The 19,954-nt window shown below is 52.5% G+C and carries 20 protein-coding genes and 1 pseudogene; 9 read left to right on the top strand and 12 right to left on the bottom strand.

Going from position 1 to position 19,954, the window contains the following annotated elements; translation table 11 throughout:
* The first annotated feature begins 58 nt into the window (after positions 1-58).
* The 4 genes from KO503_RS07095 to KO503_RS07080 all read left to right on the top strand — a co-directional run bounded on the left by KO503_RS07095 (position 59) and on the right by KO503_RS07080 (position 4,308).
* Positions 59-1,852 carry a PHA/PHB synthase family protein gene (locus KO503_RS07095; protein ID WP_215990837.1) on the top strand — a complete coding sequence of 598 codons (1,794 nt, stop codon included), beginning with the start codon at positions 59-61 and terminating at the stop codon, positions 1,850-1,852.
* Positions 1,853-1,999: 147 nt separating this feature from the next.
* Positions 2,000-2,449 (top strand): Phasin, encoded by a 450-nt coding sequence (locus KO503_RS07090; RefSeq protein WP_215990969.1) that lies wholly within the window; start codon positions 2,000-2,002, stop codon positions 2,447-2,449.
* A gap of 203 nt (positions 2,450-2,652) precedes the next feature.
* Positions 2,653-3,195, top strand: coding sequence for a polyhydroxyalkanoate synthesis repressor PhaR (gene phaR / locus KO503_RS07085; RefSeq protein WP_215990836.1), 543 nt, complete (start codon positions 2,653-2,655; stop codon positions 3,193-3,195).
* Positions 3,196-3,354: 159 nt separating this feature from the next.
* Positions 3,355-4,308: a LysR family transcriptional regulator gene (locus KO503_RS07080; protein WP_215990835.1), complete on the top strand. Its 954-nt coding sequence runs from the start codon at positions 3,355-3,357 to the stop codon at positions 4,306-4,308.
* 50 nt (positions 4,309-4,358) lie between these two features.
* Here the strand turns inward: KO503_RS07080 and KO503_RS07075 are convergent, their stop codons facing one another.
* From KO503_RS07075 to KO503_RS07040, 8 genes are all read right to left on the bottom strand, one after another.
* Positions 4,359-5,564 carry a DegT/DnrJ/EryC1/StrS family aminotransferase gene (locus tag KO503_RS07075; RefSeq protein WP_215990834.1) on the bottom strand — a complete coding sequence of 402 codons (1,206 nt, stop codon included), beginning with the start codon at positions 5,562-5,564 and terminating at the stop codon, positions 4,359-4,361.
* A 247-nt stretch (positions 5,565-5,811) separates the two neighbouring features.
* The gene (locus KO503_RS07070; protein ID WP_215990833.1) at positions 5,812-6,639 is read right to left on the bottom strand and encodes an ABC transporter permease; all 828 of its coding nucleotides are present in this window, start codon (positions 6,637-6,639) and stop codon (positions 5,812-5,814) included.
* Positions 6,636-7,514 (bottom strand): ABC transporter permease, encoded by an 879-nt coding sequence (locus tag KO503_RS07065; RefSeq protein ID WP_215990832.1) that lies wholly within the window; start codon positions 7,512-7,514, stop codon positions 6,636-6,638. Before KO503_RS07065 ends, KO503_RS07070 begins: the two co-directional genes overlap by 4 nt.
* 39 nt (positions 7,515-7,553) lie before the next feature.
* A complete protein-coding gene (locus KO503_RS07060; RefSeq protein ID WP_215990831.1) occupies positions 7,554-8,270 on the bottom strand; it encodes a transporter substrate-binding domain-containing protein in 717 nt (238 codons plus the stop codon).
* A gap of 48 nt (positions 8,271-8,318) precedes the next feature.
* On the bottom strand, positions 8,319-9,107 hold the full coding sequence (locus KO503_RS07055; protein WP_215990830.1) for an ABC transporter ATP-binding protein: 789 nt from the start codon (positions 9,105-9,107) through the stop codon (positions 8,319-8,321).
* Between the two features lie 156 nt (positions 9,108-9,263).
* Entirely contained in the window at positions 9,264-9,707 is a 444-nt protein-coding gene (locus KO503_RS07050) for a TerB family tellurite resistance protein (RefSeq protein ID WP_215990829.1), read from the bottom strand.
* 57 nt (positions 9,708-9,764) lie between these two features.
* A complete protein-coding gene (gene ppk2 / locus KO503_RS07045; RefSeq protein ID WP_215990828.1) occupies positions 9,765-10,676 on the bottom strand; it encodes a polyphosphate kinase 2 in 912 nt (303 codons plus the stop codon).
* A 67-nt stretch (positions 10,677-10,743) separates the two neighbouring features.
* Positions 10,744-11,337 (bottom strand): LysE family translocator, encoded by a 594-nt coding sequence (locus KO503_RS07040; RefSeq protein ID WP_215990827.1) that lies wholly within the window; start codon positions 11,335-11,337, stop codon positions 10,744-10,746.
* Positions 11,338-11,418: 81 nt separating this feature from the next.
* Here KO503_RS07040 and KO503_RS07035 point away from each other — a divergent pair, with 81 nt between their 5' ends.
* Together KO503_RS07035 and KO503_RS07030 are read left to right on the top strand one after the other, a co-directional pair.
* On the top strand, positions 11,419-11,862 hold the full coding sequence (locus KO503_RS07035) for an Lrp/AsnC family transcriptional regulator (protein WP_252730972.1): 444 nt from the start codon (positions 11,419-11,421) through the stop codon (positions 11,860-11,862).
* Between the two features lie 105 nt (positions 11,863-11,967).
* On the top strand, positions 11,968-12,591 hold the full coding sequence (locus KO503_RS07030) for an FMN-binding negative transcriptional regulator (RefSeq protein ID WP_215990825.1): 624 nt from the start codon (positions 11,968-11,970) through the stop codon (positions 12,589-12,591).
* 75 nt (positions 12,592-12,666) lie between these two features.
* On the opposite strand, the gene KO503_RS07025 is transcribed toward KO503_RS07030, so the two are convergent.
* Positions 12,667-14,310 (bottom strand): CTP synthase, encoded by a 1,644-nt coding sequence (locus KO503_RS07025; RefSeq protein WP_215990824.1) that lies wholly within the window; start codon positions 14,308-14,310, stop codon positions 12,667-12,669.
* A 165-nt stretch (positions 14,311-14,475) separates the two neighbouring features.
* On the bottom strand, positions 14,476-14,835 hold the full coding sequence (gene secG / locus KO503_RS07020) for a preprotein translocase subunit SecG (RefSeq protein ID WP_215945006.1): 360 nt from the start codon (positions 14,833-14,835) through the stop codon (positions 14,476-14,478).
* A gap of 207 nt (positions 14,836-15,042) precedes the next feature.
* On the opposite strand from secG, the gene KO503_RS07015 reads away from it, so the two are divergent.
* Positions 15,043-15,585 carry a GNAT family N-acetyltransferase gene (locus KO503_RS07015; RefSeq protein WP_215990823.1) on the top strand — a complete coding sequence of 181 codons (543 nt, stop codon included), beginning with the start codon at positions 15,043-15,045 and terminating at the stop codon, positions 15,583-15,585.
* 5 nt (positions 15,586-15,590) lie between these two features.
* Here the strand turns inward: KO503_RS07015 and KO503_RS07010 are convergent, their stop codons facing one another.
* Positions 15,591-16,646: a bifunctional transcriptional activator/DNA repair enzyme AdaA gene (locus KO503_RS07010; RefSeq protein ID WP_215990822.1), complete on the bottom strand. Its 1,056-nt coding sequence runs from the start codon at positions 16,644-16,646 to the stop codon at positions 15,591-15,593.
* Positions 16,647-16,820: 174 nt separating this feature from the next.
* Here KO503_RS07010 and KO503_RS07005 point away from each other — a divergent pair, with 174 nt between their 5' ends.
* The gene (locus KO503_RS07005) at positions 16,821-18,113 is read left to right on the top strand and encodes an adenylosuccinate synthase (RefSeq protein ID WP_215990821.1); all 1,293 of its coding nucleotides are present in this window, start codon (positions 16,821-16,823) and stop codon (positions 18,111-18,113) included.
* Between the two features lie 20 nt (positions 18,114-18,133).
* The gene (locus tag KO503_RS07000) at positions 18,134-18,370 is read left to right on the top strand and encodes a DUF2842 domain-containing protein (RefSeq protein ID WP_215990820.1); all 237 of its coding nucleotides are present in this window, start codon (positions 18,134-18,136) and stop codon (positions 18,368-18,370) included.
* Between the two features lie 74 nt (positions 18,371-18,444).
* Here KO503_RS07000 and KO503_RS06995 read toward each other — a convergent pair.
* A pseudogene (locus tag KO503_RS06995) lies at positions 18,445-19,954 on the bottom strand (hypothetical protein); the annotation flags it as partial.

Here is a 19,954-nt window from a genome sequence, read left to right as displayed (position 1 = left end):
CATAGTCTTACAGTATATTTAATTGCTGCAAGTGCAAAGTGTTTAGGGAGGTGACGAGATGACGCTGAAAGAAGACAGTGAAATCCGTGATTTGGATGTGATGAACGCCAATATCGCCAAGATCGAAGAGCTTTCCACACGACTTGCGGCCGCCATGTCGCGCTCAAAACCGATTCCCAAAGCACTGCAAGGCCCAAGCGATGATCTGTTTGTCAAGGCGGCTTCGGCCTATGCCGCCGAGATGATTAACAATCCTGCAAAGATTATCGAGCATCAAATCGGTTATTGGGGCAAAACGCTGGCGCATTTCGCGGATGCGCAAAGCCGGTTGTCCAAAGGCGACCTGACGCCGCCAAATGATGAGACGCCCAAAGACCGCCGCTTCGCAAACCCCTTGTGGGATACGCATCCCTTTTTCAATTTCATCAAACAACAATATGTCGCCAACGCGCAGGCGATGACGGATGCTGTGCAAGACATCGAAGGTTTGGACGCGCGTGATCGCAAACGTATTGATTATTTCACGCGCCAGATCGTTGACATGCTTGCGCCCACCAATTTTTTGGCCACCAATCCAGATGCGCTTGAGCAAGCCGTTGCCACCAATGGCGAAAGTCTGGTGACGGGGCTGGAAAACCTTGTGCGCGATATCGAGGCACATGACGGGCAAATGATTGTCAGCTTGGCCGATACGGAAGCTTTTGAAGTGGGGCGCAATCTTGGCACCACGAAAGGATCTGTGGTCTTTCGCAATCGGATGTTCGAGCTGATCCAATATGCGCCAAGCACCGAAACGGTGCATGACGTGCCGTTGTTGTTGTTCCCGCCTTGGATCAACAAATTCTATGTGCTTGACCTCAAAGATAAAAACTCGCTGATCAAGTGGGTCGTGGATCAGGGTTATACGTTGTTCGTGGTCTCTTGGGTGAATCCTGACGAAAGCTATGCCGAGGTCGGGATGGATCAATATGTCGAAGAGGGGTTCTTAACCGCGATCGATAAAGTAAAAGAAATCACTGGCGCGCCAAAGATCAACGTCACGGGATATTGCATTGCAGGCACCACATTGTCGATCACGCTGGGTCTGCTGAAACAGCGCAAAGATACTTCTGTCAATTCGGCCACATTCTTTACCACTTTGACAGATTTTTCTGATCAAGGCGAAGTCGGCGTGTTCTTGGATGATGACTTTGTTGATGGGATCGAAGTCGAGGCCAGACGCACAGGCATTATGAGTTCTCTTTATATGTCACGCACGTTTTCGTATCTGCGTGCCAATGATCTGATTTATCAACCTGCGATCCGGTCCTATATGTTGGGCGAAGCGCCACCAGCCTTTGATTTGCTGTATTGGAACGGGGATGGCACCAATTTGCCGGGCAAAATGGCGGTCGAGTATCTGCGTCACCTTTGCCAAGGCGATAAATTGGCGACGACGGGCTTTCCGATCTGTGGCACCCACGTGCACCTGTCCGAAGTCGATGTCCCTGTTTGCGCGATTGGCTGCGAAACCGATCACATTGCGGCGTGGTCCAGTTCCTATAACGGTGTGCGTCAGATGGGGGCTGAGGACAAAACCTTTATTCTGTCCCAATCAGGCCATATCGCTGGCATCGTGAACCCGCCCAGCAAAAAGAAATATGGCCATTATACCAATGATGACATGAGCCTGCCCCCTCAGGAGTGGAAAGACGCTGCCAAATTTAACGAGGGCAGTTGGTGGCCGCGGTGGGAAACATGGCTCAAGGGGCGTTCCGGCGACATGATCCCTGCGCGCAATATTGGTGATTCGGGTGCGGTTGAGCTGGCTCCGGCGCCAGGCACATATGTAACAGCGCGTGGAACTCTCTGATTCCGTTTGGTTTTGAAAAAATATGCTGCGTTGCAGAAACTTCACTTGATTTGCTGCGGTGCAGCATCCATATTGACTGTAGACGAAGCAAAGCGGATCTGCTGCCATAGGGCCAGCACCTCCGCACAGAACATAAGTTCAGGAGATATGATCATGGCTGAAGACTACACAAAAATCATGAAAGACATGATGGGCGCATTCCCCGTTGACATGACTGCATTCCAAGACGGTTTCAAAACCAATGCATCGCTCAGCGATAAAATGTCTAAAGTTGCAATCGCTGCAGCTGAGAAATCTTCCGAGATTTCTTCCAAATGGACAAAAGAAACACTCTCAAAAGTGGCTGACGTCACAGGTGCAAAAGCTGAGCCTGCTGACTATTCAAAAGCGTTCACAGATTTTGCATCTGCTCAAGCCGAGCTTGCCGCTGAAAACATGGCTGCCTTTGCTGAAGTTGCAAAAACAGTACAAATGGAAACTGTTGAACTGATGCTTGCCGCTGGCAAAGACATGGGCGAAGACGTGACTGCAGCTGCTAAAAAAGCAACTGACGAAGTTACGAAAGCCGCTAAAAAAGCGACTGCACCAGCTAAGTAATCTCTTTGGCAACCTGTGCGCGCCTCCTCCCTCCTCCTCCCTGCGTACAGATTGCACCAAAACGGGCCCCTCATTTGAGCGGGCCCGTTTTTGTTCGCCTGTCTTTATGAACAATCTGTTTCATATAAACCTGCCTTTTCTTTTGCTTTTCCAAAATCGTGGGCATAGGCTTTCTGCAATGCAATATTTAGGGAGGGGCGCCCATGGTTGACTCAAAAAGCGGGACGCTTTTGATCAAGCGGTATGCGTCACGGCGTTTATACAACACCGAGACATCTGACTATGTGACACTCGAAGACATCTCTGGGTTTATTCGTGCTGGACGCGAGGTGCAGATCATTGATTTGAAATCAGGTGATGATTTGACCCGCCAGTATCTTCTTCAAATCATTGCCGAACATGAGGGGCGTGGCGAAAGTGTTTTGCCTTTGGGGGTGCTGACCGATTTGGTGCGCAGCTACACAACAGAAGTAAATTCTGTGGTGCCCCAATTTTTGGCACAAAGCTTTGAAATGCTACGCGGTGGCTCTGCGACCATGATGGAAAATATGGGAACGAGCATCCCGACAATTCCGGGGTTGGAAGCCATTCAAGCGCAGCAAGAAGCGTTTTTGAAGGCGATGACAAGCGGAATACCTGGCGCATGGCCCACCAGACCATCGTCTTCCAAAACGGAAGACAAAGAAGACTTAGGTGACATCAAACGGCAGCTTGCCGAGTTGCAAGAAAAACTATCCAAGCTCTAGTCGTTAGGATTTAACTGTATAAAAGGCCCATCCATTTTGGTGGGCCTTTTGTCTTTAACGAAGATCACAATGTCGTTCAAAAGTGATTTTATACTGTAACGGGGCTGACAATTTAGCGTCTGCACCCTAGCGTTACTGAGAATTGTAAAGGGTGTAATGATGAACGATACGATTGGGCGGTTCAGTCTGTGGGGGATTGAAGTATTTTTGGCCGCCGCCGAAGATGGATCGGTTTCTGCTGCGGCCAAACGACTTGGAGCTTCCCCCTCTTCGGTGTCTCAGCAAATCTCCAATTTGGAAACGGCTTTGGGAACCGAGCTGTTGAACCGCCGCGAACGCCCGATGACATTGACGCCTGCGGGGCGGATATTACGCAAACGCGCGCTGACGATTGTCAGCGAGGCCTCCCACGCACGCTCAGAGATCGCGGGTCTCGATCTGTCTCAATTGGGGTCATTGCGCTTAGGAATGATCGAAGATTTCGAGGCTTCAGTGACGCCAATTCTGTTGTCGGGTATGGCCGATACGTTGACGCACACGCGTTTCGAGTTGGAAACGGGCCCATCTCATCGGCTGCTAGATCACTTGGAACATCGCAGTCTGGATGTCATTGTCGCAGCCGATATTTCTAAGTCAAACTGGATGAAAAGCTTACCCTTGCTGGATGATCCTTTTGTTGTTGTTACCGCCAACGGGCACGGGGCATCGTTGGACGACCTAAAAGATGTTTCCTTTATCGAATACACGCGCCGCCATGCAATGGGGCGCGAATTGGCCCAGCATTTGACGGCCGAAGGCGTCAATTTGGTGCATCGATTTGAATTGGACAGCTACCGTGCGATGATGGCGATGGTCGCGGGCGGGACTGGCTGGACTATTCTCACCGCGATGGGCGCACAGCAAGCAGGGCGCTATGCCGAAGACATTGACCTTCACCCGCTGCCCTTTGCCCCGATGTCTCGCCGTATTTCCGTTTTCGTGCGCAAAGACGGGATGGAAGACATGGCTGACGATATTGCGGCACGTTTGCGTCCCTTGATCGAAACACAGCTTGTCCAACCTGCCGTGGCAGCAAACTCTTGGTTGTCTGGACATTTCAAAGTTCTCAGCTAAAACGCCGCCCATACGTCTGGACGGTATTTTTGTATTTTGAGGACTACGGATTATTCCGCCGCTTGTACCATGCCCTTGGCGTCTGATGCAGCCTCGATCAAAGCGCTTGCGATAAAGTCCAAATCCGCTTTTTGCAGACGCGCAGGCAATCGCGTGTCACAGGCTTTGGACAGCATAGCGCGGGTCTTGGGCAAATCGGGCGTGTCGCCTAAGAACTGCCAGTTCCAAAAGGCACGGGCGTTGTCTGTAGACAGGCCAAACACCTGAACCGAAACGCCGCGGGCTTTGGCGGCAGATTGAAAGCTCAGAGCTTCTTCTGGCGAGAAATCGACCAAGTTAAACTGTAGACTGTCAGGCGCCCGAACTTCTTTTTCAAGTTTGTCTGGCACCGTCAGAAATGGCGTGGATTGTAATTGAGCCGCGACATAATCGTGGTTGGCACGGCCATCTTGCACCCGGCGTGGCACTTCGGCCAGTTGTGGGCGCACGACGGCAGCGGCCAAATTTGACAGACGTTGATTGTAAAGCGGCAGCTGATTTTGCACGCGATCAAAGGCTGCATCCAATGCGGAGCTTGGGGATGCGTTGTGTTTTTTCCAATTGTGCTCATAGGCACCGGACATGATCACAGCGCGCGCGATGATGTCTTCATCATCGGTGATCAAAATGCCACCTTCACCTGCGTTCAACAGCTTGTAAGACTGGAACGAGAAACAACCGATTTTGCCAATAGTGCCAATGTTTTGACCATCCCAAACCGTGCCCAGTGAATGCGCGGCATCTTCAATAAGCGGCACATTATGCGTGTCGCAGAGCGCCACAATCGCATCCATATCAGAGGTGTGACCGCGCATATGAGAAATTAAAACAGCGCTGATATCATCGTCGAGTTTCGCTTTCAAATCGTCCAAATCTATCCGGTAATTATCGCCGCATTCGACCAAAACAGGGATGCAATCTGCGTGGACAACCGCTGAAGGCACGGCCGCAAAGGTAAAGGCAGGGATAAGAACTTTCGCGTCACGGGGCAGGTCAAGCGCTTTCAAAGACAAGAATAGCGCGGCGGAACAAGAGGATACGGCCAGCGCATATTTCGCGCCGAGCATTGCGGCAAATTCACGTTCTAACAAGGTGACGGGGGCGTTTTCGGGTGCGGTGTAGCGAAAGAGGTCGCCTGAACTGAGCAAACGCTCTATTTCTGCGCGTGCTGCCTGTGGAATGGGCTCTGAATCGTATACGTTCGGACCTGCAGTCATGACTTTCACCATTTATAAAATATCTTTTCAGCATAACTGTAAGTGTGCGGCGCGTAAAAATCTACCACTGTAAATGCGTCGGCGGAAAAATTCGCATAATCGTTACAGTTGAGGGCAGGTTTTAGGTGGGGTGGGGAATGGTCAGGCGGTGATGTGGCGGCGCTTTACGCCTGAGCAAATACCAAAAAAAAACAATCACAAACGACGCATCTGCGGCACGAGAAGGCACGCAAGCATGGCGTTTAAATCACCGAATGATCTGCGGTTTAAACCTAAGGCGCGGGCGGCGCTCAATGGGCAGATGACGATTAAGCCGAGTGTTGATGATGTTAAAAATACCAATCACAATCACGATCAACACCACAAAATACCCCGCAACGATTGGATAGGGCACAAAGGGGTTGAACGTTTTTTCGGCAAAATACGACGCGTAATACAGCGCATCGCCCTTTTGCTGCCAGGCTGGAAAGCCTGAGAAAAACACCAAAGCGGTGGCGTGAAATAGAAAAATCGCCTCGTTGGTGTATGACGGCCAAGCAAGACGCAACATAGTAGGCCAAGTGACCCGTCGAAACCGCGTCCAGCCAACCATGCCGTAGGCGTCCGCAGCCTCCATGTCGCCCTTGGGGACAGAGCGCAACGCACCATAAAATATTTCAGCAGAATAGGCCGAAGTGTTGAGGAACAACACGATCAAAGCCCCCGCCCAAGCGCGGGTCAGATTGCCGGTTTCCAAGGTCATGCCAAAGAGTTCGATGCCCGCTTTGGGCAATTGAACGAAAAGTTCGTAAGCCAAGAAAAATTGAATGAACAAGGGCGAGCCGCGAAACAGAAACATGAACCATTCAGCCGGTTTGCGCAGCCAAGGATTGGGGGTATTTTTGGCAACCGCCAACAGGGTTGCAAAGACAAAGCCAAAGGCCAAGGCCAGCACACCGAAATAGATGTTCCACAACATGCCTGAGCCGATCAAGGTCACTTGTTCGCACAGGGTGATGTCGGATTTGGGCAAAAGACGGGGGCCGTAACCGATGGAACGAAACGCATAATCGGAAATGGTTTGCAGGCAACTCATGCGGCTTTCCTCATCTGCTCACCCGCGACAGTGGCTTGGCCGCGTGACAAACGGATGGTGAGACGGTCCAATACGATTTCGGAAATCTTTGTAAAAGCGAGATAAAACACCAATAGCCCAAGGAAATACCACAAGCGCCAGTCGGGATGCGGATAATCGAAATGGCTGGTTTTTGCGCCGCCAAGTTCACGCGCCCAATATACGATATCTTCGACACCAAGCAAGAACAGCAGGGGCGTGGCCTTGATCAAAATCATCCAAAGATTTGACAGACCGGGCAGGGCATAGATCCACATTTGCGGCACTAGAATACGCCAGAAACTTTGACGTGGGGACATACCATAGGCTTCGGCGGTTTCCATCTGCGCGCGGGGCACGGCGGACATCGCGCCCGATAGCACATTGGCCGCAAAGGCCCCAAAGACGATGGAAAAGGCGATCACAGCCAGAATGAAGCCATAGATTTCATGAGTGGTTTGCGGGGCAGACCCTAAGGGAAGTTTGGCTGCAGAACAGACTAGAAAGTCATTGCCTTGGCGGATCGGTTCAGACCAATCGGGGCACAAAATCTTGTGGCGGGTCCATTCAAACCCTTGATCCATCGCCAAGGGGACGAAAAGAAAGAAAACGATATCCGGTACACCGCGCACCATCGAGGTGTAAAGCGTCCCAAACCAGCGCACAGGCGCGACTTTGGACCGCGCAGCAATGGCCCCCAGAAACCCCACGCCAAGCGCAATCGGGGCGGTCACGGCCAAAAGCGTGAGCACAACGATAAAGCTTTTGTAGAACAAAACATGCTTGCCCGTTGTCAAATAACAGGCGAGCCAATTGAGGCCGTCAAGCGTGGATGGGTCTGTGCAAGATGCGAACATAATGAAAATCGGGGCCAGCGTACCGGCCCCGAAAAACGCTTAGTAAGTCGCTGTTTCTTCGCCGAAGTATTTGATCAGCAAAGCGTTCAAAGACCCATCGGCCTTCATCACGTCGATTGCTGCGTCAAACTTGGCTTTCAGTTCGGCGTCGCTTTCGCGCAAGCCCATGCCGATACCTTTACCCAGTGGCACATCGTCGCCGAGGAACATAAAGTCTTGTTCTTCCACGAAGGGCACAAGCGCGTCTTTATCTGCAAATACAGCATCCACTTCGCCATTTTTCACGGCCGCAATGGTGTCGTCCAATGTGGCAAATTCAACCAAGGTTGCGCCTGTTGTGGCCACGTGACCTGCTTGGATTGTGGATGTCTGCGCTGCGATCACACCGCCCATCAAATCGACGCCGTCTGACACAGAGGCATAGGCAGATGCTGTTGGCGGGTAGTAATCTTGTGTAAAGTCAATGACTTCTTCACGTTCTTCTGTGATGGACATGCCTGCGATGATGGTGTCGTAGTTGGCAGACAACAGGTTCGGGATGATGGTGTCCCATTCGTTTGTCACCCATTCACAGGTCAGTTCGGCGATTTCGCAAAGTTTGTCGCCGACTTCACGTTCGAAACCAGCAACTTCGCCGTCATCATTGATAAAGTTGTAGGGAGGGTAGGCGCCCTCGGTGCCCATACGCACGGTGTCTGCGAAAGACGCAGTCGCAGTGATGGCCAATAGGGCGGTGGAGAGAATTAGTTTTTTCATAGTTTTGGTCTCCCAGACTGGTGGTGGTTTTTATTGATTGTGTTTGTTTTAGGCAGATACAGTTGAGCTTAGAAATTGCTGCAAACGTTTTGATTTTGGTTTGCCGAAAAGTGCGGCAGGCGGGCCTTGCTCTTCGATCAAGCCTTGGTGAAGAAAAACAACATGGTCCGAAATATCGGCCGCCATGCGCATGTCGTGGGTGACGATCATCATCGTGCGCCCTTCAGCGGCTAAGGATTTGATCACCTTGACCACTTCTTGTTCCAACTCAGGGTCAAGCGCCGAGGTGGGTTCATCAAACAATAAGGCTTTCGGTTCCATACATAACGCGCGGGCAATCGCTGCACGTTGCTGTTGGCCGCCTGACATTTGGGCAGGATAGACATCGCATTTGTCGCCGATGCCTACACGATCAAGATAGGCGCGGGCTGAGGTTTCGACCTCGGATTTATCGCGGCCCAAAACCGTGACAGGGGCTTCCATGACATTTTCAAGAATTGTCATATGAGCCCATAAATTGAATTGTTGAAACACCATCGACAGATTGGTGCGGATGCGCATGACCTGTTTGCGGTCACGTGGGCGGCGCATATGACCGCTGCCTTTCCACGAGATCGGTTCGCCCTCAAACAGGATTTCGCCGCTTTGGCTGTCTTCCAATAAATTGGCGCACCGCAAAAGCGTTGATTTTCCGGATCCCGATGAGCCGATCAGCGAAATCACTTGTCCGCGTTCAGCCGTCAGCGAGACGCCTTTGAGCACATCAAGATCGCCGTAGGATTTATGCAAATCACGGATTTCGATCACGGGCGAGGTTTTTGAGTCTTTGGTCAACATTGAAACTGAGTAAGCTGAGATTCTGTGCCAGATGCAACAGACTTTGATGAAATTCCCCCACGTCACAGCTTAAAAACCGTGCGAATGTCGTGGGATTCATCAATATGGGCGGATGTCATCCGTTTATGCACAGCTTTAGCGTGCATTTGAGGCGATTTAGCTCAGATTTTGGGCAACCCGTTGGCGCGCCAAGGCACTGTCAACATCGCTGACCCCCAACAGGTTTGCCACCAGCCGCAAGAATGTATCCTCAGCATGGTCGCGATGCCCATCGGTCAAGACCACGGACCAAAGCCCTTCGATCACGTCAGCGCGATCTTCATATGGCACCGCATCTTTGATGGCACGGGTAAAGCGCACAGTGTCGGGGGCCTCGGCCTCAAGCACTTCGGCTTCTGCACGCAATGCCAATCCCGCCGTTTCGTCCAGAGCATAGCGTTCGCGCAGCACTGACAAAATCCGTGCCGCTTCGCCTGCATCATAATGGCCATCCGCACGCGCGACCCGCACCAAAAGCGCCGCCAAGGCCAAATTGGAATCTGCGCCCGACAAGCGCTGCGGCTGCGGCTGAATCAGCCGATTGAGAAAATCTGCAAACATACGATTACCATAAGCCCCACAAGCCCAAAGGAAAAGCCGGAGACAATCACATGATCGTCAATATTTTGATGGCACATACAGTTCGGGCGGCAATACAGCACGCTCGTAATCTTTGTTGTACACGCGTTCTGGCAGGGTGATTTCCTCGTGGGGCACGTCCTCGTAGGGGAACAGCGACAGCAGGTGATCGATACAATTCAAACGCGCCCGTTTTTTGTCGTTGCCCTCAACAATATACCACGGGGCCTCAGGAATATTTGTGCGCGCGAACGCCTCTTCCTTGGCTTTGGTGTATTGTTCCCAGCGAACCCGCGATTGCAAATCCATTGGCGAGAGTTTCCACTGTTTCATCGGGTCGTGAATGCGCATCAAAAACCGCATTTGCTGTTCTTCGTCAGAGACCGAGAACCAGTATTTCACCACCTTGATGCCTGAACGCACCAACATACGTTCGAAATCGGGAACGTCTTGGAAAAACTGCTCAACCTGATCTTCATCTGCAAAGCCCATCACCCGCTCAACGCCGGAACGATTGTACCAAGACCGATCAAACAGAACTATTTCGCCTGCAGCAGGCAAGTGCGGCACGTAGCGTTGAAAATACCACTGGGTTTTCTCGCGGTCAGATGGCGCGGGTAGGGCCACTGTGCGCACGATCCGTGGATTAAGGCGTTGGGTGATGCGTTTGATCACACCGCCTTTGCCAGCAGAATCGCGGCCTTCAAACAACACAACGATCTTTTCGCCTGAGTGTTGTACCCAGTCTTGCAGGCGGATCAGCTCTGCTTGCAAGCGCAAAAGGTCGTAGAAATATTCATGACGGGACAGGGCATTGGGATGGGCTTTTTGGTAGATTTTCTTGATTTCCTGAGACAAAAGTGCGTCTTCCAGCTCAAGCTCGAATTCCTCATCCAGTGAATCCGCAAGTTCCGCTTCGAGCCAATCTTGTGCATCTTTGTCAAATGTCATGTGTCGTGATCCTTCTGGTGCCGCTATGGTGCAACTGTGCCTTAAATCAGGGAAATATGACAGTTTCTTAATGAAATAAGATTGGCACCATAGAAATCACTAAAAGTCCCGCCATGGTCCAGTTGAACACTGTCAAACGACGTGGATTGGTTAAAAAACGGCGTAACTCTGTCCCCAACCATGCCCAAAGGGTGATGGCGGGAAAATTGACCATCAAAAACCCAAGCCCCACGGCCAAAGCCGCCGCCCACGTGTCGCCTTGCGCATAATTGGTCTGCGCAGTGATGGCCATGATCACGGCTTTCGGATTGACCCATTGAAAGGCGGCAGCTTGCAAAAATGTGAACGGTTTGCCACCGATTTCGCCTTCCTTGGGGGGAGTCGCATGAGCAATTTTCCACGCCAGCCACAGCATATAGGCCATTGAGATGATGGTCAGTATTATTTGTAGAATCGGAAGCCGGTGAAAGACTTGCGCCAATCCAAGCCCGATCACAAAAACCATGAACGAATGCCCCAGCGAAATACCAAGCATATGCGGCACCGTGCGCCGCAAGCCAAAGTTGGCCCCTGAGGCCAAAAGCATCAGATTGTTTGGCCCAGGGGTGCCCGAGGCGACAAAGGCAAAGCCCAAAAGGGCGAGAAATAAGGTCATATCCATTTGGCTAATATAGAGTTCTGTGCAGCGTATTCCTGTGCAAAATCATCTTGTTTGTGCAATTATTTGCAATATATTTCGAATATGGACCATATAGACGATAAAATATTGCGCACCCTTGAGCGAGATGGTCGCCTGACCAATTTGCAACTGGCCGATCATATCGGGCTGTCTCCTTCGGCCACATCGCGCCGTGTAGCGGACTTGGAACGTAGTGGGGTGATTGCAGGCTATCGTGCCGTGATTGATCGCAACAAAGTCGGTATCGGTTTTTTGGCTTATGTCACCGTGGGTCTGTCCAAACACACTAAAGAATCACAACAGGCCTTTGAGCGTGCAATCGCCCGTGCGCCTGAGGTCAAAGAATGTCACAATGTGACAGGTGTCTTTGAATATATCTTGCGAGTCGAAACCGCTGATTTAGGGGCATACAAGATCTTTCACACCGATGTCTTGGGCGTGCTGCCGCAGGTGAACTCGATCACTTCTTATATCGTTATGGAAAGCCCCAAAGACATGCGCGCTTAAGCGAAGATTCGCCAAAACCCCCGCCCTATGTAACGGCTTGCGCTTTCGTCTGTGCGCGGCGCGCATCGCATGTTAGCAAAATTGCGAACATAGCAGGAGACGCAGATGTATATCCCAGCAGGAACTGGCGAGCGACGCCCAGATGTGCTTTGCGCTGCCATCCAAGAGATTAATTTTGCCGCTCTTGTGACGCCGCATTCTGAGGGGATTGAAATCAATCATCTGCCATGGCTGGTGCGTAATGAGGGTGGGACTGTGATCTTAGAGGCGCATGTCGCGCGGGCCAATCCGCATTGGCGGATGAATGGCTTCGCGTCGACCGCGGTTTTTCAAGGCCCGCACGCCTATGTCTCGCCATCGTTTTACCCGTCCAAAGCTGAGGATGGACGTGTCGTGCCAACTTGGGCTTACATCACGGTGCATGCACATGGTGTTTTGGAAGCGGTGGAAGACCCCAAATGGATTGCCGAGCACCTTGAGGCTTTGACCCAACATCATGAGGGAGGGCGCCCCAAACCTTGGCAGATGAACGAAGCGCCCGTGGCCTATCTCTCTGCGTTGAAACGCGGCATCGTTGGCTTGCGTTTGACCGTCCATAAGCTTGAGGGCAAATGGAAGGTCAACCAGGACAAATCTGATGTCGATAAACGAGGTACTATCGATGGGTTGTCACGCGAAAGCGAAGCTGGCAGCCATATCGCAGGAGCCTTGGCTGGTTATCTCGACTAGTCTATTGTTTTGATCTTTAACGCAAAAGCGCACCTCTGTGCAAAGGTGCGCTTTTGATATGGCCTATTTCTGGGCTTAGACCAAACGTGAATTTTCTTTCGCCGCACGGACGAAGTCTTTGAACAATGGCGCTGGTGCGAAGGGTTTGGATTTCAATTCTGGGTGGAACTGAACGCCGATGTACCATGGGTGATCTTTGATCTCGACGATTTCTGGCAGGCGTCCATCAGGGGACATGCCTGAGAAAATCAAACCGTTTTCTTCCAATTGTTCGCGGTATTTGGTGTCGACTTCATAGCGGTGACGGTGACGTTCTTCGATCTCTGTCGCGCCATAAGCCTCAGCCACACGTGATCCCGCTGTAAGTGTTGCCGTGTATGCGCCCAAACGCATGGTGCCGCCCTTGTCGTCGGTGGATTTGCGGCGCACTTTATGGTTGCCCTGAATCCATTCTTTAAGGTGGTACACCACAGGTTCGAAACGCTTTTTACCCGCTTCGTGGTCAAATTCTTCTGAGCCAGCCGCATCAATGCCCGCCAAATTACGCGCCGCTTCAATGACAGCCATTTGCATGCCCAGACAGATGCCAAGGTAGGGGATTTTATGTTCACGCGCGAATTGTGCCGCTTTGATTTTGCCTTCGGTGCCGCGTTCGCCAAAACCACCAGGGACCAAGATCGCGTGATAGCCTTCAAGATAGGGCGCGGCGTCTTCGCGTTCGAACAATTCGGCGTCGACCCATTCCACCTTCACCTTAACGCGGTTGGCCATGCCGCCATGTGTGAGCGCTTCAGCGATGGATTTATACGCATCCTCAAGTTGCACATATTTGCCAACGATGGCGACTTTAACTTCGCCTTCTGGGTTGAACACGCGATCTGCCACATCATGCCAAACCGTCAGATCGGGCTTGGGGGCAGGGGCGATGCCGAAGGCGTCCAGCACAGCTTGGTCAAGACCTTCGCGGTGATACGCCAGTGGTGCCTCATAGATGGATTTCAAATCAGGCGCTGCGATCACGTCTTCTTTGCGCACGTTACAGAATAGGGCGATTTTTTCGCGCTCTTTTTCTGGAATCGGATGCTCAGAACGACAGACCAAAACATTTGGCTGCAAACCGATGGTGCGCAATTCTTTGACAGAGTGCTGTGTCGGCTTGGTTTTCAACTCACCTGAGGCGGCGATGTAGGGCAACAGCGTGAGGTGCATGAAAATGCACTGACCGCGGGGCTTGTCTTGGGCGAACTGACGGATCGCTTCAAAGAAGGGCAGGCCTTCGATATCGCCCACGGTGCCGCCAATCTCGCACAGCATGAAGTCTACTTCATCATCGCCGATATCGATAAAATCTTTGATTTCATTGGTCACATGCGGGATCACCTGAATGGTTTTCCCCAAATAGTCGCCGCGACGCTCTTTTTCCAAAACGTTCGTGTAAACGCGGCCTGATGAAATCGAATCTGTATTGCGGGCTGCGACGCCAGTGAAACGCTCGTAGTGGCCCAAATCAAGATCGGTCTCAGCGCCGTCATCTGTGACAAAAACCTCGCCGTGTTCAAACGGGCTCATCGTGCCCGGATCAACGTTGAGGTAAGGATCAAGTTTGCGCAACCGAACTGTGTATCCGCGTGCTTGCAGCAAAGCGCCAAGAGCAGCAGAGGCAAGGCCCTTGCCGAGTGAGGAAACAACACCGCCGGTGATGAAAACGTAACGTGCCATAGTGGGTGTAGCTCCCGTGAGTGGTCAAAATCATATTGAGACATGGCGCTTAAAAACGCCATGTTCACGGGATTTATGGACTAACAGATTCGGACGTCCCGCACAACCGAACCGCAACATCTTGCGGATGAAAATCCGCTATGCCCAAGGTATCGTTAGATTTGTTTATTCAGCGCGTGGGGGCGCCAAAGGTGCATCGGCTGCAGATGGCGGCAGCAACGAGCTTGCGTCAGGCAAACTTGGTGTCACTGGTGTTGCATCTTCCAGCGTGATTCCGTCCACAACAGACGAGTTCGCAGCATCGCGGCGCGCCAAAACTGTCAGGGTGAGGGATGTGCAGATGAACCCGATCGCAAAGATCCATGTGAGTTTGCCAAGTGCAGAAGCTGCAGCGCGGCCACTCATGACGTCGCCGCCACCGCCGCCACCCATGCCAAGACCACCGCCTTCAGAACGCTGAAGCAGCACAATACCGATCAGGCACAGCGCGAGGATCAGGTGGACGATAAGAATGACGTTTTCCATGGGAGAGGCTTTCGGATGAGTTCGATGCTGGTATTTAGGAAATATGCGGGGGACGCGCAACCCCTTGACCTTGGTCTTGGGGAAATGTTCTCAAATTTTTGAAGATTAGCGGTGCCAAGCCTGTATCTGACCTGTGCCCGATCCGCATCTGAGCGCGCCAGTCGCATGGTCGTTGTCATTTGAATTTGATTTGCTAGAGATAGATTTATGGAAAACACACTGCATATCCGCCCCGCCACCGTGTCAGATGCCCAAGCCATTGCTTATGTGCAAGTCGCCGTTTGGAACAGCGCCTATAAAGGTCTTGTGCCAGAGGCCTTGATCGAGCGCATGACTGTCGCAGATCGCGAAAAAGGCTGGACCACTATTTTAAACAGCTTTGCAGAAACCGGACGCGGGACATGTTTTGTGGCCGAAATCGACGGCACAGTGCAAGGTTTTGCGTCTTGCGGGGCGCAGCGTGATGAAGGCCTCAGCGCCGATTATGCTGGTGAAATCACAGCCATTTATGTGCAAGGCGATCATCAGCGCAGCGGTATCGGGCGTGCTTTGATGCAGTCATGCGCGCAGGCTATGGCAAAGATGGGCTTGAATGGCTCAGCGCTTTGGGTCTTGTCCGAAAATGAAACCGCGCGTGCGTTTTACACGGCTTTAGGGGGCACGTTTATCACTGAACGTGTTGAGGCCTCGGCGGATGGGACCGTGAGCGAAGTTGCCTATGGCTGGCCTGCGCGCTCTAATTTGGCGTAGCTGGCTCATTGGGCAAAGCCTGCCTCTATCTCGATCAATCGTTGTTTGCGCCATAGCCCGCCCCCATAGCCGGTGAGGGCCCCATCAGCGCCAAGAATACGGTGACAGGGGATTAAAATCGCAATTTGATTGGCTCCGTTGGCTTTGGCGACGGCACGCGTGGCTGTGGGCTGGTCGATGGATTTTGCCAAGGCACCATAACTTAGCGTTTGCCCCGCAGGGATGCGCCGCAAGGCATCCCAAACGCGCCCCGCAAATCCGCCTCCATGATATCGTAATGGCACAGTGAAGTCGGCGGATGTCCCACTGAAATATGCGTCAAGCTGTTCGGCCAATTGGTCGTGAATAGCTGTGTGCCCAAACCCAATCGCGCCATTGGCCCCCGCCGTCAGCTTTTTCATTTCGGCGGGCAGGGCTTTTCTATCCATGAATTCAAGCAGGTGCAGTGCTGATGTATCTGCCACTGCAATCAGCGGCCCCAAGGGGGTGTTGATCCAATCGATGCACAGTAACGGTTTTTTAGACAGCGTGCCAAGCGCCGCGCCCAGCAAACGGGTCGTACTGCTGCGAAAGGCGGAGGAGGATGAGAACCCAGCCTCCAACTGTGCGTCTATGACTTTGCCGCTGTCATTGTAAATCTCAAAGCCGCGGCGCAGACGCTCGAGGCGGGCCAATTCCAAAAAGGTCATACCAAAGTGACGTTTGAAAGCGCGGCGCACCGTAGGCAAGTCCAACCCCATGGCGGTGATGTCGCTTTCAAACCATCTGTGATCGGGGCGCGTTTCCAATGCCTCAAGTAAAATCTTGATCACCGGCTCGGATTCGGTTGCAGGCCGCAAAGGATGGCAGCGCTTACAAGCGCGAAATCCCGCCTCGATACAGGCGCCAATGGTGTTATAAAACTTGCAATTCTCGTGTGTGGGCTTGCGCGCAGGGCAGGTGAATCTGCAAAAAATACCAGTGGAACTCACGCCCACAAAGGCGCGCCCCTCATAGGATGGGTCACGTGCCACAAGGGCGGTATAAAGCGTATCGGAATCAGGCAGATCAAACAGTTCCATAAAAGCATCCTAGACCCAGCAGTGCAGACTGTCCGCCGTAAATCAGGCGTTTATTGCACGCAATTGTACAAAACAGATGACGCTTAGATCGCTTCAATGCCGTTTTAAGGTTTCATCGGCGCGAACCTATGGCTATACCGACGCGGGTTTCATCCAATCCAAAGGAATTAGGATATGGCAAACGTCGTCGTGGTCGGCGCCCAATGGGGCGATGAAGGTAAAGGCAAGATTGTGGACTGGTTGTCCGAGCGTGCAGATGTGATTGCGCGCTTTCAAGGCGGCCACAATGCAGGTCATACGCTTGTTGTGGATGGCAAAGTCTACAAACTGCACGCTTTGCCATCTGGCGTTGTGCGTGGTGGTAAGCTGTCTGTGATCGGTAACGGCGTTGTGCTTGACCCGTGGCACTTGCTTGGCGAGATCGAAACGATCCGTGCGCAGGGTGTCGAAATCACACCAGATGTTTTGATGATTGCGGAAAATACGCCGCTGATTCTGCCATTCCACGGAGAGCTTGATCGCGCCCGCGAAAACCAAAACGCAGTTGCAAAAATCGGCACAACCGGTCGTGGCATTGGACCAGCTTACGAAGATAAAGTTGGCCGTCGTGTGATTCGTGTGGCCGATCTTGCTGATCCTGCAACGCTTGAGTTGCGGGTTGATCGCGCGCTTGTGCATCACAATGCGTTGCGTCGTGGTCTGGGTCTTGAAGAAATCGACCGCAATGACCTGATCGCTAAACTCACTGAAATCGCGCCGAAAATCCTGCCCTACGCTGGGCCTGTTTGGAAAGTGATGAACGAACAACGCAAAGCGGGCAAACGTATTTTGTTCGAAGGTGCCCAAGGTGCGCTTTTGGATATCGATTTTGGCACATACCCGTTTGTGACGTCTTCCAACGTGATCGCAGGCCAAGCCGCGACGGGCGTTGGCATGGGACCAGGGGCGATTGATTATGTGCTTGGGATCGTGAAAGCCTACACCACGCGCGTGGGCGAAGGCCCGTTTCCGACCGAACTCGACGATGCCGATGGGCAACGCCTTGGCGAACGTGGTCATGAGTTTGGCACAACAACTGGCCGCAAGCGCCGGTGTGGTTGGTTTGATGCGGCTTTGCTGCGCCAGACCTGCGCAACTTCAGGCATGAACGGGATTTGTCTGACCAAACTCGATGTGCTTGACGGTTTCGAGACGTTGAAGATTTGTGTCGGCTATGATTTGGACGGATCCCGTGTGGATTACCTGCCAACAGCCGCAGATGCCCAAGCGCGGTGCACACCGATCTATGAAGAAATGCCCGGTTGGTCCGAGACCACAGAAGGTGCCCGTTCATGGAATGATTTGCCCGCCAATGCGATCAAATATGTCAAACGTGTTGAAGAGCTAATCGAGTGTCCTGTGGCGTTGTTGTCCACATCGCCAGAACGCGAAGATACGATCCTCGTCACTGATCCGTTTGAAGATTGATACAAGAGGAGTGATCGCAGATGGCCCTATCGTACAAAGCCCGCAGACGCGTGGCCCTTTTGGTTCTGGTGGTGGGGCTGCCTGTTTACATCGCTTTGTGCCTCAAGCTGGTCAGCCTGTTCGAGCGCCCCTCTATGTGGGTGGAATTGGCGATTTATGTCGGTATGGGTGTTCTTTGGGCGATTCCGTTGAAATCGGTTTTCATGGGGATTGGCCAGCTGGATGATCAGGCCGATCACAACCAAGACGACGCATAAAATATTAATATGACTATTTAAAAAGGCCGCTCGATTGAGCGGCCTTTTTTGTAATGCTGTGTGTTGGGAAACCTTTAGCTGGCGGCGGCCTCTGGTTTGAAACGTGTGCCATCTGCGACAGTAAAGTGACCGCGTTTGATTTTGCGGATTTTACCTTGGCGTAGAAGTTGCCCGAAAGAGCGAAGGCGTTCTTCCAGCGGGAACTCTTCAGGCATCGCTTGGCTGGCCAAACGCATGATCTGCGGGCGTGTGACTGTTTCGCGTCCCTCGATAAAGCTTGAATAGGCCGCTGCGGCTTCCAGCAGGTCATTCAGGCCCTCGGCACCGACAGTTTCCACGTAATCGGCAAAGGTACCGGCGGTCTCATTCTTCATCGGCGTTTCTGCCGCTTCATCGAGCTCAGGTGAGAACTGTTCGTCTTCTTTAACTGCCAAAGCAGCAGAGGAAATACGGCGTGGACGCACAGGCGTAATGTTCGCGCCCATGGGCAAGTCTTGTGGCGCGTCAATGCGTTGCTCTGAAACCAACATCAAAGGTGCAAGGCGACGCACTCCTTGAGCGACAGCTTCAATTGGGCGGCGCGGGCGAACCACACGCGCGAGATCTTCGCGGTAGGGGTCAACTTGAGCCGCGTCTTGGGCGTCCGTTGTGTCTGGCTGTTCGGCCTGCTCTGCGCGGGTTGCGGCAACAGCCGCTTTGAGATGTTGGATCGCATTGCGGCGACGCACGTTTTCACCGTCTCCCATTTCGCGTTCCGCTGTATCAAGCAGGCGCGAGACAGAGTCGTCAGACGTATCAAACATGTTGCGGGTCTCGTCGCCGTCGTCATCATCGTCGTCTTCATCTGTAAGAATACCATCAAGACGGAATTCATTTTCCGGTGCGACGTCGTCAGACGGTTGAGCAACCTTTGCCGCAACGTCAGAAAAGTCAGCATCTGTATCCTCATCATCGTTCTCGTCAGAGAGAATATCAGCGGCAACTTCAGATTGCGTCGTTGTTGATGACGTGACCTCAGCCAATTCGCGCATCAGTTCATCTTCGGCGTCGTCGTCCAGCGAAGATGTGCCCAATTCTTTGCGCAGCAACTTTGCCAGATCGTCTTCCTCTGCTTGTGCCTCGGCATCGTCAGTCTGAGAAGCCAAGTCCATTTTGGCGGATAGGCTTTCTACGTTGACGTCTGTTGATTCGGTTTCTGCCTCTACGTCTACCTCTGTCTCAGGCAGGTTTGGTTCCGCTTGATCTTGATCCACGTCTACATCTGAACGGCGCATTTTGATCACGCGTGCGCGCACGCGGCGCAATGGGTCAGGCTGTTCAGTGGCTTCGGGGGCTGATTGTTCAGGAGCGCGTGTGGCTTCGGCGATGTCTGCGGCCAAAGTTGGGTCCATATCGTGCAAGGCTTGATCCGCATCCACATGAGGCATGTCGGTTTGTGCGCCATCGGTTGTGGCCACTGGGTCGGTTTGGAGTGTTTCTTGCACTGCCTCATTTCCCAGAGCAGACAAAATAGAATCGACCGAAGGCTCATCATCGCTTGCGTCAGGTAGAGGTACGTCATTTGCAGCCTCAACAGCCTCAACA

The organism is Pacificibacter marinus, assembly GCF_018860505.1.
Classification (GTDB): domain Bacteria; phylum Pseudomonadota; class Alphaproteobacteria; order Rhodobacterales; family Rhodobacteraceae; genus Celeribacter; species Celeribacter marinus_B.
Note: the sequence above shows the minus strand (reverse complement) of the source record. Positions and strands in the feature narration are given on the sequence as shown.

Bases quoted from the DNA above. Each gene is read 5' to 3' on its own strand.
- KO503_RS07095 (WP_215990837.1), top strand. From the start codon at position 59: ATGACGCTGAAAGAAGACAGTGAAATCCGTGATTTGGATGTGATGAAC.
- KO503_RS07090 (WP_215990969.1), top strand. From the start codon at position 2,000: ATGATCATGGCTGAAGACTACACAAAAATCATGAAAGACATGATGGGC.
- phaR (WP_215990836.1), top strand. From the start codon at position 2,653: ATGGTTGACTCAAAAAGCGGGACGCTTTTGATCAAGCGGTATGCGTCA.
- KO503_RS07080 (WP_215990835.1), top strand. From the start codon at position 3,355: ATGAACGATACGATTGGGCGGTTCAGTCTGTGGGGGATTGAAGTATTT.
- KO503_RS07075 (WP_215990834.1), bottom strand. From the start codon at position 5,564: ATGACTGCAGGTCCGAACGTATACGATTCAGAGCCCATTCCACAGGCA.
- KO503_RS07070 (WP_215990833.1), bottom strand. From the start codon at position 6,639: ATGAGTTGCCTGCAAACCATTTCCGATTATGCGTTTCGTTCCATCGGT.
- KO503_RS07065 (WP_215990832.1), bottom strand. From the start codon at position 7,514: ATGTTCGCATCTTGCACAGACCCATCCACGCTTGACGGCCTCAATTGG.
- KO503_RS07060 (WP_215990831.1), bottom strand. From the start codon at position 8,270: ATGAAAAAACTAATTCTCTCCACCGCCCTATTGGCCATCACTGCGACT.
- KO503_RS07055 (WP_215990830.1), bottom strand. From the start codon at position 9,107: ATGTTGACCAAAGACTCAAAAACCTCGCCCGTGATCGAAATCCGTGAT.
- KO503_RS07050 (WP_215990829.1), bottom strand. From the start codon at position 9,707: ATGTTTGCAGATTTTCTCAATCGGCTGATTCAGCCGCAGCCGCAGCGC.
- ppk2 (WP_215990828.1), bottom strand. From the start codon at position 10,676: ATGACATTTGACAAAGATGCACAAGATTGGCTCGAAGCGGAACTTGCG.
- KO503_RS07040 (WP_215990827.1), bottom strand. From the start codon at position 11,337: ATGGATATGACCTTATTTCTCGCCCTTTTGGGCTTTGCCTTTGTCGCC.
- KO503_RS07035 (WP_252730972.1), top strand. From the start codon at position 11,419: ATGGACCATATAGACGATAAAATATTGCGCACCCTTGAGCGAGATGGT.
- KO503_RS07030 (WP_215990825.1), top strand. From the start codon at position 11,968: ATGTATATCCCAGCAGGAACTGGCGAGCGACGCCCAGATGTGCTTTGC.
- KO503_RS07025 (WP_215990824.1), bottom strand. From the start codon at position 14,310: ATGGCACGTTACGTTTTCATCACCGGCGGTGTTGTTTCCTCACTCGGC.
- secG (WP_215945006.1), bottom strand. From the start codon at position 14,835: ATGGAAAACGTCATTCTTATCGTCCACCTGATCCTCGCGCTGTGCCTG.
- KO503_RS07015 (WP_215990823.1), top strand. From the start codon at position 15,043: ATGGAAAACACACTGCATATCCGCCCCGCCACCGTGTCAGATGCCCAA.
- KO503_RS07010 (WP_215990822.1), bottom strand. From the start codon at position 16,646: ATGGAACTGTTTGATCTGCCTGATTCCGATACGCTTTATACCGCCCTT.
- KO503_RS07005 (WP_215990821.1), top strand. From the start codon at position 16,821: ATGGCAAACGTCGTCGTGGTCGGCGCCCAATGGGGCGATGAAGGTAAA.
- KO503_RS07000 (WP_215990820.1), top strand. From the start codon at position 18,134: ATGGCCCTATCGTACAAAGCCCGCAGACGCGTGGCCCTTTTGGTTCTG.